Origin of the sequence: Nostocoides japonicum T1-X7 (genome assembly GCF_001046855.1) — a bacterium.
In the GTDB taxonomy this organism is placed as follows: domain Bacteria; phylum Actinomycetota; class Actinomycetes; order Actinomycetales; family Dermatophilaceae; genus Nostocoides; species Nostocoides japonicum.
Genome location: NZ_HF570958.1, coordinates 1,751,493 through 1,767,574 on the forward strand (window position 1 = coordinate 1,751,493; position 16,082 = coordinate 1,767,574).

Sequence of the window (16,082 nt, forward strand, 5' to 3'; positions counted from 1 at the left end):
GGGGGGGGGGGGCGGCGGCGGCGCTCGCCGCTGCCTCGCGCGCCGGGCCGTCCTCGAGCACCGCGTCGATGCGGTCCCGGACCTGCGACCACGTGTGGGCGACCTGACCGCCGGTCGTCGCGGCATACGGCTCGTAGAGGCCTCTCGTCGCGGTGTAGTCCGCAGCGTCCGGTGCGAGGAAGACCGTCGGCCGGCCCGTGACGGCGAAGTCGACGGCCGTCGACGAGTAGTCCGTGACGAGGACCGCCGCGGACCAGAGGACGTCGTTGAGGGACGAGACCGCGTCCGGCGTCAGCACCTTGACGCGAGGGTCGTCGCGGCCCCAGTCACCGACTCCCAGGGGGTGGGGGCGCACGACGAGGACGAGGTCTCGGGCCTCGAGCCAGCGCCCGATGGCCCTCCAGTCGTTCGCGTCGGGGATGCCGGGGTCGACGGCGCCGTCGCGCCAGGTCGGGGCGTGCAGGACGACCCTCGCGTCGCCGAGCGGGCCGACGGCGGACTCCAGGCGCCGCCTCGCGCTCGCCTCCCGCTCGGACGTCGGGCCGGCGAAGAGGACGTCCGTGCGCGGCTCGCCGAGGACCTGCACCGTCGAGCGGTCGAGGGCGAAGGCGCTCGCGAGCCGGTCGGCGGCGGTCGCCGAGGACGCCGGGATGAGATCGATGCGGCGGGTCCCGCGGCGGTACATCGCCCCGATGAGCCGGCGCCCGAGGGCCGTCCGGTCGAGGATCGGGAAGGCCATGGCGGCCGGGGTGTCGAGATGGAGCCGCTTGAGGGGCGTGCCGTGCCAGAGCTGCACGACGCGGGCGCCGTCGACGGCATACCGGCTGACGTCACCGAACCCGTGGGTGACGACGACGGTTCCGGCGCGGAGGGTCGCGCGGAAGCCGGTCAGCGAGTCGCGCCGCACGGCGTCGACCCCCAGCCGCTGGGCGTCGGCGGCCTCGTCGTCGTTCGTGGCGAGCCAGGTGATCCGTGGGGCGTCGGGACGGGACCGAACCGTTTCGACGAGCGCCCTGGCGCCGTCACTGACCCCGAACGCGCTCCCGACGACCCAGCGGCGCGGGTCGCGCGGCACGAGGAGGGAGAGCCCACGGCCGACGGCGTAGAGCGGCAGCCCGAGGACCTTGGACACGTTCCCCGTCGCGAACGTGAAGACGCCGCTCACGCCGGGTGCATCCCGTCGTCCTCGCCGAGCGCCCTGCGCCGGTCGGTGACCGTCCGGCGACAGGCGTCGACGAAGCGGCCCATGCTCGCGCCCGGCGAGGTGTCGCCGAAGTGATGAGCGACGAGGAGGGCCACGAGCTCGGCGTCGGTCGGGTCGCTCAGGCGGTCCAGGACCCGCTCCTCCTCCCCGTCCGCGAGCCGGGGCAGCCGATCGGTCGTCGCACCCACCTCGGTCGCCGTGTCGTCGGGCGGCGTGAGAAGCAGCGGCTTGCCGGTGGCGAGCCAGTCGAAGACGACGGCCGAGACGTCGCACACGCAGACATCCGCCTCCGCCCACTGCCAGCCCCACTCGGGACCGTCGTCGACGACATGACCCACCGCGGGATCGGCGGCGGCGGCGCGCCGGGTGAGCTCGCGGATGCGTTGGTCGGCCGCGGCCGTTCGTCGGGAGCGCGTGCCGGTCTGCGGGTGGGGCCGGTAGAGCAGCCGGTGGCGTGGACTCGCGAGCACGGCGGTCGCGATGGCGACGCCGTGGTCGGCCACGGACCCGTATGCCATCGCGGCCGTGTCGCCCTCCCACGTCGGCGCGTACAGGACCGTCGTGCGGTCGCTCGCGGGCAGATGACGGGGGCCCGGTGGAACGTCGATCTGCGGGCGCCCGATCTCCACGATCCGGGCCGGGTCGAAGTCGACGAGCGTGTGGAGGATCCGCTCCCGCGATGCCGGTCCTGCGACGAAGGTGCGGTCGTAGGCCTTGAGCTGGTTGGACACCATGGCGATCTTCTCGCTCTCGCCGTGGTTGACGTGAGCGTGGGCCGGGCGACGGAGGCGGAGGGTCTGGAAGTTGTCGGTGTTGTGGTTGGCATAGAGGACGAGGCGGGCCCCCGACCCGTCGATCCATCGGTTGCACGCATCGCTGCGCCGCGACATCCGGACGGGAAGGGAGGTCTCGCCGGCGATCGCCCGCGCGTTGCGGGCGTCGCGGAAGAGGATGGCGACGCGCAGGTGGCGGTCCAGCTCGGTGAGCGGCCCGAGCCAGTGACGGACCTGGTAGAGCTGGGCTGCCGTCCCCGCGAAGAACATGACGACGTCGAACCGGTCGTCGGGATGGGCCGTCAGCGAGTGGATCCGTCCGTCGCGCGCCTCGACGACCCGGTCCGTGACGATCCCGACGGCGCGTCTCGCGAACTCCGCGCCGGACCCGGCGGCCAACGCGGGAACGCGATTCACGACGAGTGACTCTACCGGGGGGCCGGCGTGCGCCGGTCGAGGCGCTTCGCCGCAGCGTCCGGTCTAGTTCGCCGACGCGTCCGGTCTCGAACGCGCGACCGGCTGGCGCGGTCGTGCCTGCCACGGGCATGGGGACCCGGCCGACTACCCTTCGACAGGCAGCGTGACGTCCATACCAGAGGAGGGCCCATGTCGGGTCGCACCGTCCTGACCTTCGGGACCTACGACGTGTTCCACGTCGGCCACCTTCGCCTCATCGAGCGTGCCGCGGCCCTCGGCGACCGGCTCGTCGTCGGTGTGTCCGCCGATGCCCTCAACATCGCGAAGAAGGGCCGCCCGCCGGTGTTCTCGGAGGAGGAGCGGATGGAGATCGTCGCGGCGCTCAAGCCGGTCGACGAGGTCTTCCTCGAGGAGAGCCTCGAGCTCAAGCGCAGCTACCTGCTCCGGTACGGCGCGGACGTCCTCGCCATGGGCGACGACTGGAAGGGCCGGTTCGACGACCTCTCGGACATCGTCGAGGTCGTGTACTTCGAGCGGACCCCGTCGGTCTCGACGACAGCGCTCATCGAGCACATCGTCGCGCGACACGCCTGAGGGTCGGGCCGTCGGCGGGCCGGCGCGGCCGCGGGTGGTCCGGCTACCGACCGGCGGTGGCGGGGGACCCGGCGAGCTCCGCCTGGTAGGCCACGGCGTCGGCATACGTGGGAAGGAGCCCGCTCTCGGCCGCCTCGGCGAGCGTCGGCGCCTGTGCGTCCTTGGCCGAGAGGATCGGCTCGATGCCGTCGGGCAGGGCGAGACCCACCTGCGGATCGAGCGGGTGGATGCCGTGTTCGCGGCCGGGGTCGTAGGGGGCACTGACCAGATACATGACCGTCGAGGCGTCCTCGAGGGCCACGATGGCGTGGCCGAGACCCTCGGCGAGATAGATCGCCCGCCGGTCGACGGTGTCGAGGAGGACGCTGTCCCACCGTCCGAACGTGGGCGACCCGACACGGATGTCGACGACGTAGTCGATGAACGAGCCGGCGAGGCACGTGACGTACTTCGCCTGGCTCGGCGGGATGTCGGCGAAGTGGATGCCGCGCACCGTGCCGCGGCTGGACACCGAGACGTTGGTCTGCAGCACCTCGAGCCGGTGTCCGACGTGCTCGGCGAGGACGTCGGCGCGGAACGACTCGAGGAAGGCGCCCCGGTGGTCGCCGTGGACGACGGGGGTGACCTCGAAGGCTCCCGCGATGCTCAGGGGTCGCACGTCCATCAGGGCGCCACCATCATGGGCTCCGACGCCTGGGTCGCGAGCAGGCCCGTGAGATAGGTCCCGTAGCCGCTCTTGGCCTGCGCCTCCCCGAGATCCGTCAGCTGCGCGTCGTCGATCCAGCCGTTGCGCCACGCGACCTCCTCGACGCAGCCGATCTTCAGGCCCTGCCGCTGCTCGACGACGTGGACGAAGGAGCTGGCCTCGATGAGGCCCTCGAAGGTCCCGGTGTCGAGCCACGCCGTCCCTCGGGGGAGCACGGTGACGGTGAGATCTCCGCGGTGGAGGTAGGCCTCGTTGACCCCGGTGATCTCCAGCTCTCCCCGCGCCGACGGCGTGAGCGACCGCGCGATGTCGATGACGTCGTTGTCGTAGAAGTAGAGCCCGGGCACGGCGTAGTTCGACTTCGGGTGCGCGGGCTTCTCCTCGATCGACAGGACATGCCCGTCCGGCGCGAACTCGACGACGCCGTAGGCGCTCGGCTCGCTGACCCGGTAGGCGAAGATGTGGCCCCCCGCCACCGGGCCCTGCCGCCCCAGCGCAGTCCCGAGACCGGAGCCGTGGAAGATGTTGTCGCCGAGGACGAGACCCACCGTGTCGTCGCCGATGAAGTCGGCACCGATGACGAACGCCTGGGCGAGCCCGTCGGGGCTGGGCTGGACGGCATACGAGATCTCCATGCCCCACGCCGACCCGTCGCCGAGCAGGCGCCGGAACTGCTCGCTGTCGTGCGGGGTCGTGATGACGAGCACCTCACGGCACCCGGCCATCATGAGCGTCGACAGTGGGTAGTAGACCATCGGCTTGTCGTAGACCGGCATGAGCTGCTTGCTGATGGCGCGGGTGATGGGGTGAAGCCGCGTCCCCGAGCCCCCCGCCAGGACGATTCCCTTCATGATCGGCCAGCCTACCGATCAGGCCCGGGCGAAGCGGGCGATCGGTACTCTTGCGGCCATGCGTGTGCTCGTCACGGGAGGGGCCGGGTTCATCGGCTCCAACTTCGTCCACCTCACCCTTGCTGGCCGCCCCGACGCCGAGGTGACGGTGCTCGATGCCTTGACGTATGCCGGGACGAGGCACTCCCTCGAGGGCGCCCTCGACCGCATCGCCTTCGTCGAGGGCGACGTCGCCGACGCGCCGCTCGTCGACCGGCTGGTCCGCGAGGCCGACGTCGTCGTCCACTTCGCCGCCGAGTCGCACAACGACAACTCGCTCGCCGACCCCAGCCCCTTCCTGCGGACCAACCTCGTCGGCACGTACACGCTCATCGAGGCCTGCCGCCGCCACGACGTGCGCTACCACCACATCTCGACCGACGAGGTCTACGGCGACCTCGAGCTCGACGACCCGACGCGGTTCACCGAGGACACGCCCTACAACCCGAGCAGCCCGTACTCGGCGACCAAGGCGGGCTCGGACCTGCTCGTCCGCGCCTGGGTCCGCTCCTTCGGCCTGCGGGCGACGATCTCCAACTGCAGCAACAACTACGGGCCGCGCCAGCACGTGGAGAAGTTCATCCCGCGGCAGATCACCAACGTCGTCGACGGCGTGCGGCCCAAGCTCTACGGCGACGGGCTCAACGTCCGCGACTGGATCCACGTCGACGACCACAACAGCGCCGTCTGGGCCATCGTCGACAGGGGCCGGATCGGCGAGACCTATCTCATCGGCGCCGACGGCGAGGTGAGCAACCGCGACGTCGTGCGACTCGTCCTCGAGCTCATGGGCCGCGACCCCGACGACGTCGACCACGTGACCGACCGCCCTGGGCACGACCGGCGGTATGCCATCGACTCGGGCCTGCTGCGTGCGGAGCTCGGGTGGGCCCCCCGGTACCGCAGCTTCCGGGACGGGCTCCGGGCGACGATCGACTGGTACGTCGCCAACGAGGCGTGGTGGCGGCCGATGAAGGAGGAGACGGAGCGCAAGTATGCGATCACCCAGGCGGTGATCGCCCGGTGACCGGACGGCGCTGGCTCGTCGTGGGGGCGGGCGGGATGCTCGGTCGCGATGTCGTCGACGTGCTGGCCCGGCACGGCGAGACCGTCGCGGGCGCCGACCGGTCCGTCGTCGACGTGGTGTCGCCGAGGTCGTGCCGGGACGCCGTGGCGGGGTTCGACGTCGTCGTCAACTGCGCCGCGTACACGGCGGTCGACGCCGCGGAGTCCGACGAGGCCGACGCCTTCGCCGTCAACGCCGTCGGAGCCGCGAACGTGGCCCGCGCCGCGTCCGCCGTGGGTGCCCGGACGGTCCACGTGTCGACCGACTACGTCTTCGACGGCGAGGCGAGCAGCCCGTATGCCGAGGACGCGCCACCTGCCCCGCGCACGGCATACGGCCGGACGAAGGCCGCCGGGGAGTGGGCGGTCCGCGCCGAGGACCCGAGCTCGCTCGTCGTGCGGACCGCGTGGCTCTACGGGGCGCACGGGAGGAACTTCGCCGCGACGATGCTCCGGCTCGCCGGCGAGCGGGAGACCGTGAGCGTCGTCGCCGACCAGCACGGTCAGCCGACGTGGACGGTCGAGGTCGCCGAGGCGATCCACCGGCTCGTCGTCGGCGGCGCGGATCCCGGGTACTGGCACGCGTCGGGCGACGGGGAGACGACCTGGTTCGGGTTCGCCCGGGCGCTCTTCGAGGGCGCAGGTCTCGACCCGGAGCGGGTGCGTCCCACGACCTCGGCCGACTACCCGCTGCCGGCGCCGCGACCCGCCTACAGCGTCCTCGGGAAGGGTCGGTGGGGGCGGTCGGGCATCGCGCAGCCGCGCGCGTGGGACGTCGCGCTCGCCGAGGCGCTGGCCGGGCTCGCCGCACCGGCCACCTGAACGGCGACCTGTCGTCTCGGACCGGGGTCCGCGAGGCCCGGCGTCCGACCGCCGCTCCCGAACGAACGCCGGGAACCGACCCCTCAGCGGTCAGGATGTCGGTCGGACCGCTCGCGGAGCAGCAGCTCGAGGACGGCGACGTCCTCGGGATGGGTGACCTTCAGGTTCGTCGTCGAGCCCCGGACCACTGCGATGGGAACGTCCGGGAGGTGGGCGAAGACGACGGAGCAGTCGTCGGTGGCCGTGAACGCCGGGTCGGCCGTCGCCCGCTCGAACGCGGCCCGGATGACGGACAACCGGAAGCCCTGGGGGGTCTGGCTGCGCCACACGCGTGCGCGGTCGGGCATGGCCGTGACGAGACCGTCGTCGTCGACGACGACGAGCGTGTCGGCGGAGGGGATGGCGACGGTGACGGCGTCGTGGTCGGCCAGCGCCGCGACGACGTCGCCGATGATCCGGTCGTCGACGAGCGGCCGGGCCGCGTCATGCAGGAGGACGAGCGGGTCCTCCTTTGGGTCCGCTCGGGCGGCGATCGCCTCCAGGGCGATCCGTGTCGTGTCGCTGCGCGTCGCCCCGCCGGCGAGAACCTGGGCCACCTTGGGGTGGCCGGACGCGAGGCGATGTGCCTCGTCGATGTGGTCCGGGTGCATGAGCAGGAGGATCTCGTCGACCGCCGCGGACCGACCGACGGCGGTGAGAGTGTGCTCCAGCACCGTCCGGCCGGCCACCTCGATGAGCTGCTTGGGCATCTCGCCGCCGACCCGCGAACCCGTGCCGCCGGCGAGGACCACAGCGACGGTCCGGCGCGGCCGGACCGTGTGTCGCGCCGTGCTGGCAGGCATGTCGGTCACGCGGGCTTGTGCGCGACGGTCACGAACTCGTTGTAGGCGAAGACCTTGCCGACCGGCCGCGGGAAGGGGAAGGAGTAACAACGATCGACCACCAGACCCACCCGCTCGGCGTGGTCGCGTGCGACGCCGAAGTCGACGAACCGCACGTGGGTCTCGTCGCTGCGGAAGCCGACCTCCTGCGGCGTGATGAGGACGACCTGGCCGCCGGGCCGGAGCATGGGAAGGTACTGGCCCAGGATGTCGTCGGCGACGTCCTGCGCGACATGCTCGAGAACGTGGGCCATCAGCATCGAGTCGAAGACGTCCGCAGGTGAGCCACTCGGGGTTCTTGTGAACTCCTCCGTCGTGTACGCCTCCAGCCCCTGGATCCGGCATGACGCGATGGACTCGGCGTTGTGGTCGACGCCCACCGACCCTTCAGGCAGATGGCGCAGGTTGCGCCCGAGGCCACACCCGATGTCGAGGGTCCGGCCCAGCCGAAGGCGCCGGAGGTTCCAGCGGTACGGGCGCTGGACGTCGAGGAGCCGCTTCCAGCGGGCACTCTGCAGTCGCTCGAGACGGGCCGCATACTCCGATCCGGCCGTCTCCCGTCCGGTGCCCCGGCCCTCGGGGTCGGTCATGGTAGGCATCCCATCGATCGCTCGGTCTCTTCCACGCGGTGATCGTCCGCGCCCAACCCTAGGCGTGGGCGCCGAGTGCGACGGTGAGGACGGGCTCGGTGCGTTCGCGGACCTCCTCGACGGACACGCCCGGAGCGGTCTCACGCAGGACGAGCCCGTCGCCGGTGACGTCGATGACGGCGAGGTCGGTGATGATCCGGTTGACGACGCGCTGCCCGGTGAGGGGCAGCGAGCACTCCTCGACGATCTTGTAGGAGCCGTCCTTCGCGGTGTGCTCCATGAGGACGATGACCTTCTTCGCGCCGTGGACGAGGTCCATCGCGCCGCCCATGCCCTTGATCATCTTGCCGGGGATCGTCCAGTTGGCGATGTCGCCTCTCGCCGAGACCTGCATGGCGCCGAGGATGGCCGCGTCGACCTTGCCGCCGCGGATCATCCCGAAGCTCGTCGCGGAGTCGAAGAAGCTCGCGCCCTTGCGGAGGGTGACCGTCTCCTTGCCCGCGTTGATGAGGTCGGGATCGACGTCCTCCTCGAGGGGGTAGGCGCCGACGCCGAGGATGCCGTTCTCCGACTGGAGGACGATCTCGACGTCGTCGGGAACGTAGTTCGGCACGAGCGTGGGCAGCCCGATGCCGAGGTTGACGTAGGAGCCGTCGGTCAGCTCGGTTGCGGCGCGGGCGGCCATCTGCTCGCGGGTCAGGGCCATGCCGTCAGGCCTCCTTCCGGTCGGCGGGGTCGGCACCCGGAGCGGGGCGGACGGTGCGCCGCTCGATGCGCTTCTCCGCGGACTGCTCGCGGGTGAGCGGCAGGACGCGGTGGACGTAGATGCCGGGCAGGTGGACGGAGTCGGCGTCGAGGTCGCCGGGCTCGACGAGCTCCTCGACCTCGGCGACCGTCACCCGGCCCGACATCGCGCACAGGGGATTGAAGTTGCGGGCCGACTCGTGGAAGACGAGGTTGCCGTGCCGATCGCCCTTCCACGCCCGGACGAGGCCGAAGTCGGTGACGATCGCCCGCTCCAGCACGTAGTCCTTCGGGCCACGACCGAGGTCGAAGGACTTCGTCTCCTTCGGCGGCGACGCGACGGCCACGGAACCGTCGGCGGCATACCGCCAGGGCAGGCCGCCCTCGGCGATCTGGGTCCCGGCACCGGTGATCGTGTAGAACGCCGGGATGCCCGCTCCGCCGGCCCGGAGCCGCTCGGCGAGGGTGCCCTGGGGGGTCAGCTCGACCTCCAGCTCACCCTCCAGGTACTGGCGCGCGAACTCCTTGTTCTCCCCGACGTAGGAGGAGACCATGCGCCGGATCCGCTTGTCGGAGAGCAGGATTCCCAGGCCCCAGTCGTCCACGCCGCAGTTGTTGGAGATGACCTCGAGGTCCTTCACGCCGGCGTCGTGGACTGCCTGGATGAGCACGCTCGGTATGCCGCACAGCCCGAATCCGCCGACCGCCAGCGACGCGCCGTCGCCGATTCCTTCGATGGCGACCCGCGCCGAGGAGACGACCTTGTCCATGGACGTCACCCTACTCATCGAGGATCGGCGGGGTCCCGGAACCGGCCCGGTTTGGGGGGACCTGGCCCTCTTGCCATACTCGGTGTCCGTGTCCGACACGTCGACGACAGCCAATCTGGCGCCCGAGGACTCCGAGCCGCCGGGCCCGCGCCCGGACGCACTCACGGGAACCCCGTGGACGGGGGCGGACGTCCTCACGGCCGTCGTCGTCGGCGCCCTCACCGCCGTCGTCACGCTCGTCTGGCGGACCGAGATCGTCTCGACCGACCCGTGGCACTACGTCCAGGCGGCGCTGCACTTCCCCACGACCGCCTGGGTTCCGCTCGGCTACACGCGATACGGGATGATCCTTCCGGTCGTCCCCGTCGCCCACCTGCTCGGTAACGCCCAGGTCACCTACTACGTCTGGGCAGTGCTCGCGTCGGCGACCCTGACCGGCAGCCTCTACCTCGTCGCCCGCCGGTGGTGGGGGCCGATCGCGGGGATCGTCGCCGTGCTGCTCACAGTGACGAACTGGGTCGTGTTCCTCAACATGTCCCGCTACTACCCCGATGTCATGTCGATGGCCCTCATCATGGCCGCCCTCGTCGTCGCGATCATCGTGCGCGGACGGTTCGTGGGGGGGCTCGAGAGGTCCAGTGCCGGCACGAACGCTCTGCTGGTCGTCGTCGGGTTCCTCCTCGGGTGGAGCTTCGAGGCACGGGAGACCGCTCTGCTCTGCTGGCCTATCGTGCTCGTCGTCCTCTGGGTTCGCGGCAGCATCCGCCGGACCGTCGTGCTCTGCGGCCTGGGCGTCCTCGTGTGGGCCTCGCTCGACGTCGGCATCTCGGCGCTCGCCTACGGCAACCCGTTGCTCAAGCCGAAGACCCTGCTGGGACAGAACCTCGCGGGAACCACCAATCCGTCCGATATCGCGATGGCCAAGAAGCTCGTCGGGAAGGACCGCCTCTTCTACCTCGGCTACGTGGCGCGCGCTCTGGGCGGACCGGGCGCGCCGCCCGGCGGGTTCTGGATGCTCGTCGTCGGCGCCCTCGCCACGGTGTCGGTCGTCCTGCGCGACCGGGCCGCCCGACTGTCCGGGTTCGCCTTCCTCTTCGCCTACGTCACCTTCGCCGGCGTCGGCGGGATGTTCCTGCCGGACCATCCCTTCGGGAGGCTCGACGTGCAGCGCTACTGGATCGCCTTCATCCCGTTCGCCTCGCTGGCCGCCGCGGGCCTGCTCCACGTGGTCGCCCGGTTCGTCGCGCGGCGGGTCCGCCGCCCGCACTGGACCCCCGCCCTCGGAGCCGCTCTCGCCGTGGCGGTCCTCCTCGGACCGGCTGCGACCTGGGCCGAGGAGGTCGCTGCAAGTCCGAGCCTCGCACCCAACGGAGGCGCGCCGCTGGGCGAGGTCCGCGCCTACCTGGCCGCCCACCGTGTCGACGTGGGCACGGTGTGGTCGGACCGGCACACCCTGCGGCTCCTCCCGGCATACCGCAAGGGGCCGCTGGGAGGACGGAAGCTGTGGACCGCCGGGGTCCGGTCCCTCACGGGCGTCGATCCGAACCCCGTGAAGGGCGACTACGTGCTGCTCGTGCGAACGGGTCCGCAGACACCCTGTGGGTTCTGCGCCCGGGCTCTCGAACCGTGGCTCAAGAGGCACCACTCGCTGCCCTCGAACTGGGCCCCGGTCATGGCGACGAGGAACGACGGCATGGTCCTCTACCGCGTCCACTGACTCGGGGCCTGCGTCGCCGGCCCCGCACCTCAGGCGGCGTCGCGTCCGGACCGGACCAGGCTCGCGACGTGGCGGGCGATCTCCAGGGCGCTCGTCGCGGCCGGCGAGGGGGCGTTGAGGACGTGGACGATCCGGTCGTCGCCCTCGATGAGGAAGTCGTCGACGAGCGACCCGTCGCGGTGCATCGCCTGGGCCCGCACGCCGGCCGGGGCGGGGCTGAGGTCGTCGACGCCGACGTCGGGGAGGATCTCGCGGACGCTCGCCGCGAACCGTCTCCGCGACAGGGACCGGGCCATCTCGGCGCCACCCGGGCGCCAGTTCGCGGCGGCGAGCCGCCAGAACCCCGGAAACGTCAGCGTCTGCAGCGCCTCCCTCGGGTGGACCGTGCCCCACGAGTACCCTTCTCGGGCGAGGGCGAGGACGGCGTTCGGGCCGGCGTGCACGTGCCCGTCGATCCCGCGGGTCAGATGGACGCCGAGGAAGGGGAAGCCCGGGTCGGGCACCGGGTAGACGAGCCCGCGGACGAGCTGCGCGGCCCGGGGGGACAGGTCGTGGTACTCGCCGCGGAAGGGGACGATCCGCACGTCGGTGCGGTGACCGAGGCGGCGGGCGACGACGTCGGACCACAGGCCGGCGCAGTTGACGACGACGTCGGCCTCGATGTCGCCGGCCGTCGTCTCCAGCAGGGTCGCACCGTTGCGGCCCCGCCCGCGGTGCCCGGCGACGAGCTCGGCGCCGGTGCTGAGCGTCGCGCCGCCGGTCTCGAGGCGGCGGGCGAGAGCACGGCATACCTCGACGTAGTCGACGATCCCGGTCTCGGCGACGTGCAGGGCGGCGACACACCGGACGTGGGGCTCGTACTCCCGCGCCTGCTCGGGCGTGAGCTCCCGAACCGTCAGCCCGTTGGCCCGCCCGCGCTCGAGAAGCCGGCGCAGTCCCGGCAGCTCGTCCTCGCGGGTCGCGACGACGAGCTTGCCGCAGATCGCGTAGGGGACGCCCTCGGCCTCGGCGAAGGCGGCCATCGACGTCGCCCCGGCCCGGCACATGCGCGCCTTGTGGGACCCGGGGGCGTAGTAGAGGCCGGAGTGGATGACTCCGCTGTTGCGGCCGGTCTGGTGCCGGGCCCAGGCCCGTTCCTTCTCCAGGACGGTCACGTCCGCGTCGGGACGGTCCGCACGGAGCCGGTCGGCGACGGCGAGGCCGATGATGCCGCCCCCGACGACGACGACGACGCGGGCGGGGGACGGGCTCATGAGCCCCAACTCTAGGTCGCGCCCGCTGGGCGCTCAGGGCAGGTCGACGGTGACGGCCTCGGCCGCCAGCCGTGCGGCGAGCCGTGCCTCGTCCGGCGCGCCGCGCGTGAGCACCACGGAGCCGCGGACCGCCCAGGCGGCGAGAACCGTCCGGAGCAGTGCGCCGAGGTCCGTCGTCCGCGTGTGGACGCGGGCGCCCGGCTCGAGCCCGCCCCGCTCGATGATGGTCTCGTATGCCGTGTGCTCGCCGTCCGCGTCGAGCGCCGGATCGTCGCGCGACGGCTCGGCCCAGGGGGCCAGCTGGTCGGCATACGTCGCGAGCTCCTTCGCCTCGTCCATGGCACCCGCCGGGACGACGACGGTCGCGGCGCGAGCCAGGGACGGGAGGGAGACGAGGACCGCGGCACCGTCGTCGCCGACGACGTCCTCGACGACCCGCACGTCGTCGGACACGACGAGGTCGACATCGGGCTGCTCGCCGAGGACGACACATGCACCGACCGACCATGTGGCGAAGGCCCAGTACACCGCCCGCCAGTGCGGCGGCAGGGCGAGCCGGATCCGGCTGCCGGGCGCGGCGTCCCACTCCTCCTGGAGCGCGTTGCCCGCCTTGGCGACCCAGTTGGCGAGGACCCGGGCGCTCAGCTCGACGCGCTCCCCGCCGCCCCCGGGAGTGTCGTCGTACATCGTGATCCTCGGCCGGCCGGGGTCGGCGGTCACGAGGTCGGCGAGGACGTCGGCGGGAGTGCGCACGGGCTCACCCTACGGCGGGCGATAGCCTCACCGACCGTGACGACCGGACCTGACGAGCGCCTCGGACGCGTGCTCCAGCAGGTCGTCGTCGCGGCCGGGCTGTGGCTCGTCGGGGTGTCGGCACTCTGCGTGCCGCTGTCGGCTGTCGGCCTGTGGGATCCCGTCGTCGGGACGCTCGTCGTCCTCGCCGTCGCGTGGCAGTCCTGGCTCCTCGCCGCCAGGGTCCCGGCCGGCGCGGTGGGGCGGGCCACCGGCGTCCTCCTCGTCGCCGTCGCCGTCGCCGCGACGGTGTGGTTGGGGGCCACGAGGGCCGAGCAGGTGCTCCCGCGCCGCGACGCCGGGAGCAACGTCCAGGCCGCGATCTCCCTCGCCGAGACCCATCGGCGGGTCGTGCCCGTCCCGGCGTCGACGATCGGGGGGGCGGCCACGCTGGAGCGCCCGGGCATCACCCTCGCGAGCCCCGCATTCTACGAGGTCGGCTCGGCCTCGCACCCGGCCGTCCAGCCGCAGTTCGTCATCGGGCCGGCCGCGGTCTACTCCCTGGCCTACTGGGTCGGCGGGGCGGGAGCGATCCTCGTCGTCCCGCCGCTGCTCACGGGCCTCACCCTCCTCGGCTTCGGCCTGCTCGTCGGCCGCTGCGTGGGGATGCGGTGGGGCCCGATCGCCGCCGCCCTCGCCGCTCTCGTGTTCCCCGTCGTCCACACCGGGCGGTCCACGCTGTCCGAGCCGCTCGCCGACCTCGCCCTCGTCGCGGCCCTCCTCGCCCTCGTCTCGGCCGCAGCGACGGGCCGTGGCGGTCTGGCACCCGATCGGGGCATGAGCGCCACGACCAACCGGGCTACCTCGGAGCGGACTGCTGGCGGTGTGGCACCCGATCGGGGCGTGGGCGCCACCTCCGGGGCGGTCGCGGGGCTCCTCGTCGGCGCGACGATGCTGCTGCGGGCCGACGCCCTGCGGGAGACCGTCCTGCTGACCGTCGTCGGTGCCCTCGCCGTCCTCCAGCGCCGGCCCTGGGCCCGGCCGCTCCTCACCTGGGCATGGGTCGGCACCGCCTACGCCCTCCTCGCCGCCCTCTGGCTCAGCTACCGCTACCTCGGCGACATCTCCGGGTCGCTCGTGCCGCTCGCGGCCGGCGCCGTCGTCGTCGCCCTCGGCTGCGCCGTCGTCGTCCTCCTCTCCCGCCGCGGCGTCGGTATGCCACGGACCGTCGCTCGCCTGCTCCCTGGTGCTCTCGCGGCCCTCACCGCGCTCGCCGGGCTCGTCCTCGCGAGCCGTCCGCTGTGGCAGGTCGTCCGGCAGAGCCCCGACGACCCCGGCTCGCGATACGTCGCCGCCCTCCAGCTGCGTGAGGGCGTGACGGTCGACGGCGCCCGGACGTATGCCGAGCACAGCGTCGCGTGGCTCGCCTGGTGGGTCGGGTGGCCGGCCCTCGGGGTCGCCCTCGCCGCGCTGTCGGTCGCCCTCTGGACGGTGGGGAGCGCCTGGGTCGCCGGACGCTCGCTACCCGCGTGGTCGGGGCCGCTGCTCGTGGCGGCCGGGTCGACGCTGCTCACCCTGTGGCGCCCGGGCATCACTCCGGACCACCCATGGGCCGACCGCCGGATCCTCATCGCCCTCCTCCTCGTCGTCGGTCTCGTCGTCGCGGGGGCGGCCTGGCTCGTCGGCCACGTGCCCGGTCGGGTGGCGGGGCCCGCGGCGGCGTCCCTCGTCGTCCTCGTCCTGCTCGTCCCGACCGTCCTCGCCACGTGGCCACATCGCGGCGAGCGTGTCGAGGCAGGGTCGCTCCGTGCCGTCGAGGCGGTATGCGCCGCCCTCGGGCCGCACGACGTGGCCCTCATGGTCGACTCCCGGGCCGCGAACGAGTGGCCGCAGGTCGTGCGCGGCCAGTGCGGGCGACCGGCCCTGTCGACGACCCAGGCCCTCCGGTCCGGCGGCGACCTGCCGGCGACGGTGCGGGCGGTGTCCCGCGACGTCGCGTCCCGCGGTGGCCGCCTCGTGCTCCTCGCCGCGTCCGACGCCTCCGGCCTGCGGACGGCGCGGGCGACGGACGTGCGTCAGGTGAGCGCGGTGACGGTCCAGGAGGATGCCCGGCTCCTCGAGCACCGACCGGACCATCTCGTCGACCTGCCCCTCGACGTCTGGATCGGTGTGGCCCCCACAGGCCCGGTAGCCCCGTGACGCGACGCAGCGGGGCGTGATGCGGGTGGTCGTTCCTGTGAAAACCCGGTGAACTCCGCCGAGGTGGGCGTGGCGTGCCGGTCGGGCGGCGGGCGGCGGCTAACGTCGCGCGCGACCTCGGCGCTGGACCGTGCCCGACCGCGACCACCGGGAGACCCTCCAGGGCCCCTCGGAGTCTCCTTCGGGAGAGACCGCGGGGCCGGCGCCGCCCGCCTTGTCCGGAGGACCGATGACGCGCGGCCCGCTGACCTGCCATCGGCGTCGGCCTGCCATGCGCTGGGTCCGCGTCGTGGCGCTCACGGCAGGCGTCGTCTCCCTCGTCCCGCTCGTGGGCAGCCCGGCGCTGGCCACGACGCCCGACGTGGCCGCGGTCTCGCAGCTCTCGGCAGTACCCGACAAGGCGCGCGTCAAGCAGGTCCAGGCCGCCTATCAGGCGGCGTCGGCGCGGCTCATCGCGCTGCAGGCCGAGGTGTCCGCGGCGGCGGCGGCATACGGGCAGGCCGCGGCGCTCCTCCAGGTCCGGACCGCCACGGCCCAGGCGGCGCAGTCTGATGCCGAGAGCGCGGAGCGGGACGCCGACACCGCCGAGCTCGCGGTGCGCCAGGACGCGTCCCTCGCCTACCAGGAGGGCGGGTCGTTCGGGACGATGGGCGCGCTCCTGCGATCCGACGGGCCTCAGGACCTCCTCGATCTCGCGACGGTCGTCGACGCGATCAGCGAACGCC

General features: G+C 72.8%; 16 protein-coding genes. 6 read left to right on the forward strand and 10 right to left on the reverse strand.

Annotation, left to right across the window (positions count from 1 at the left end; translation table 11 throughout):
* Both BN12_RS24395 and BN12_RS24400 read right to left on the reverse strand, forming a co-directional pair.
* Positions 1 to 1,165: CDP-glycerol glycerophosphotransferase family protein (locus BN12_RS24395; RefSeq protein WP_048551456.1), on the reverse strand; the 1,165-nt coding region annotated here is incomplete at its 3' end.
* On the reverse strand, positions 1,162 to 2,394 hold the full coding sequence (locus BN12_RS24400) for a CDP-glycerol glycerophosphotransferase family protein (protein ID WP_157635405.1): 1,233 nt from the start codon (positions 2,392 to 2,394) through the stop codon (positions 1,162 to 1,164). The genes BN12_RS24400 and BN12_RS24395, both read right to left, overlap by 4 nt.
* A 189-nt stretch (positions 2,395 to 2,583) precedes the next feature.
* On the opposite strand from BN12_RS24400, the gene BN12_RS07845 reads away from it, so the two are divergent.
* Positions 2,584 to 2,988: an adenylyltransferase/cytidyltransferase family protein gene (locus BN12_RS07845; RefSeq protein ID WP_048551470.1), complete on the forward strand. Its 405-nt coding sequence runs from the start codon at positions 2,584 to 2,586 to the stop codon at positions 2,986 to 2,988.
* Positions 2,989 to 3,031: 43 nt separating this feature from the next.
* On the opposite strand, the gene BN12_RS07850 is transcribed toward BN12_RS07845, so the two are convergent.
* Together BN12_RS07850 and rfbA are read right to left on the reverse strand one after the other, a co-directional pair.
* A complete protein-coding gene (locus tag BN12_RS07850) occupies positions 3,032 to 3,652 on the reverse strand; it encodes a dTDP-4-dehydrorhamnose 3,5-epimerase family protein (RefSeq protein WP_048551473.1) in 621 nt (206 codons plus the stop codon).
* Complete coding sequence (gene rfbA / locus BN12_RS07855; protein WP_048551475.1) at positions 3,652 to 4,545, reverse strand: glucose-1-phosphate thymidylyltransferase RfbA; 894 nt, start codon at positions 4,543 to 4,545, stop codon at positions 3,652 to 3,654. Before rfbA ends, BN12_RS07850 begins: the two co-directional genes overlap by 1 nt.
* Before the next feature lie 58 nt (positions 4,546 to 4,603).
* Between rfbA and rfbB the strand changes: the two genes are divergently transcribed.
* Positions 4,604 to 5,611 carry a dTDP-glucose 4,6-dehydratase gene (rfbB, locus tag BN12_RS07860; RefSeq protein ID WP_048556115.1) on the forward strand — a complete coding sequence of 336 codons (1,008 nt, stop codon included), beginning with the start codon at positions 4,604 to 4,606 and terminating at the stop codon, positions 5,609 to 5,611.
* Positions 5,608 to 6,471, forward strand: coding sequence for a dTDP-4-dehydrorhamnose reductase (gene rfbD, locus BN12_RS07865; RefSeq protein ID WP_268807001.1), 864 nt, complete (start codon positions 5,608 to 5,610; stop codon positions 6,469 to 6,471). Before rfbB ends, rfbD begins: the two co-directional genes overlap by 4 nt.
* Before the next feature lie 83 nt (positions 6,472 to 6,554).
* Here the strand turns inward: rfbD and ispD are convergent, their stop codons facing one another.
* From ispD to BN12_RS07885, 4 genes are read right to left on the reverse strand one after another with little or no spacing between them, the layout of a single operon-like run.
* On the reverse strand, positions 6,555 to 7,313 hold the full coding sequence (ispD, locus tag BN12_RS07870; protein ID WP_048556117.1) for a 2-C-methyl-D-erythritol 4-phosphate cytidylyltransferase: 759 nt from the start codon (positions 7,311 to 7,313) through the stop codon (positions 6,555 to 6,557).
* Positions 7,314 to 7,318: 5 nt separating this feature from the next.
* Positions 7,319 to 7,942 (reverse strand): class I SAM-dependent methyltransferase, encoded by a 624-nt coding sequence (locus BN12_RS07875; protein WP_235432335.1) that lies wholly within the window; start codon positions 7,940 to 7,942, stop codon positions 7,319 to 7,321.
* Positions 7,943 to 8,000: 58 nt separating this feature from the next.
* Positions 8,001 to 8,648: a CoA transferase subunit B gene (locus tag BN12_RS07880; protein ID WP_048551479.1), complete on the reverse strand. Its 648-nt coding sequence runs from the start codon at positions 8,646 to 8,648 to the stop codon at positions 8,001 to 8,003.
* A 4-nt stretch (positions 8,649 to 8,652) separates the two neighbouring features.
* Positions 8,653 to 9,456 (reverse strand): CoA transferase subunit A, encoded by an 804-nt coding sequence (locus BN12_RS07885; RefSeq protein WP_048551480.1) that lies wholly within the window; start codon positions 9,454 to 9,456, stop codon positions 8,653 to 8,655.
* 88 nt (positions 9,457 to 9,544) lie between these two features.
* Between BN12_RS07885 and BN12_RS07890 the strand changes: the two genes are divergently transcribed.
* A complete protein-coding gene (locus BN12_RS07890; RefSeq protein ID WP_157635406.1) occupies positions 9,545 to 11,173 on the forward strand; it encodes a hypothetical protein in 1,629 nt (542 codons plus the stop codon).
* Between the two features lie 29 nt (positions 11,174 to 11,202).
* Here the strand turns inward: BN12_RS07890 and lhgO are convergent, their stop codons facing one another.
* Together lhgO and BN12_RS07900 are read right to left on the reverse strand one after the other, a co-directional pair.
* On the reverse strand, positions 11,203 to 12,426 hold the full coding sequence (lhgO, locus tag BN12_RS07895; protein ID WP_048556118.1) for an L-2-hydroxyglutarate oxidase: 1,224 nt from the start codon (positions 12,424 to 12,426) through the stop codon (positions 11,203 to 11,205).
* Between the two features lie 33 nt (positions 12,427 to 12,459).
* Positions 12,460 to 13,179 carry a TIGR03089 family protein gene (locus BN12_RS07900; protein ID WP_048551483.1) on the reverse strand — a complete coding sequence of 240 codons (720 nt, stop codon included), beginning with the start codon at positions 13,177 to 13,179 and terminating at the stop codon, positions 12,460 to 12,462.
* A gap of 36 nt (positions 13,180 to 13,215) precedes the next feature.
* Between BN12_RS07900 and BN12_RS07905 the strand changes: the two genes are divergently transcribed.
* The gene (locus BN12_RS07905) at positions 13,216 to 15,357 is read left to right on the forward strand and encodes a hypothetical protein (protein ID WP_048551486.1); all 2,142 of its coding nucleotides are present in this window, start codon (positions 13,216 to 13,218) and stop codon (positions 15,355 to 15,357) included.
* Positions 15,358 to 15,628: 271 nt separating this feature from the next.
* Positions 15,629 to 16,082: coiled-coil domain-containing protein (locus BN12_RS25065; RefSeq protein ID WP_235432336.1), on the forward strand; the 454-nt coding region annotated here is incomplete at its 3' end.

What these genes read in the sequence shown, in the direction of transcription:
- lhgO (WP_048556118.1), bottom strand. Translation starts at nt 12,426, where the DNA reads ATGAGCCCGTCCCCCGCCCGCGTCGTCGTCGTCGTCGGGGGCGGCATC.
- rfbB (WP_048556115.1), top strand. Translation starts at nt 4,604, where the DNA reads ATGCGTGTGCTCGTCACGGGAGGGGCCGGGTTCATCGGCTCCAACTTC.
- BN12_RS07880 (WP_048551479.1), bottom strand. Translation starts at nt 8,648, where the DNA reads ATGGCCCTGACCCGCGAGCAGATGGCCGCCCGCGCCGCAACCGAGCTG.
- BN12_RS07850 (WP_048551473.1), bottom strand. Translation starts at nt 3,652, where the DNA reads ATGGACGTGCGACCCCTGAGCATCGCGGGAGCCTTCGAGGTCACCCCC.
- BN12_RS07845 (WP_048551470.1), top strand. Translation starts at nt 2,584, where the DNA reads ATGTCGGGTCGCACCGTCCTGACCTTCGGGACCTACGACGTGTTCCAC.
- ispD (WP_048556117.1), bottom strand. Translation starts at nt 7,313, where the DNA reads ATGCCTGCCAGCACGGCGCGACACACGGTCCGGCCGCGCCGGACCGTC.
- BN12_RS07875 (WP_235432335.1), bottom strand. Translation starts at nt 7,942, where the DNA reads ATGACCGACCCCGAGGGCCGGGGCACCGGACGGGAGACGGCCGGATCG.
- rfbA (WP_048551475.1), bottom strand. Translation starts at nt 4,545, where the DNA reads ATGAAGGGAATCGTCCTGGCGGGGGGCTCGGGGACGCGGCTTCACCCC.
- BN12_RS07885 (WP_048551480.1), bottom strand. Translation starts at nt 9,456, where the DNA reads ATGGACAAGGTCGTCTCCTCGGCGCGGGTCGCCATCGAAGGAATCGGC.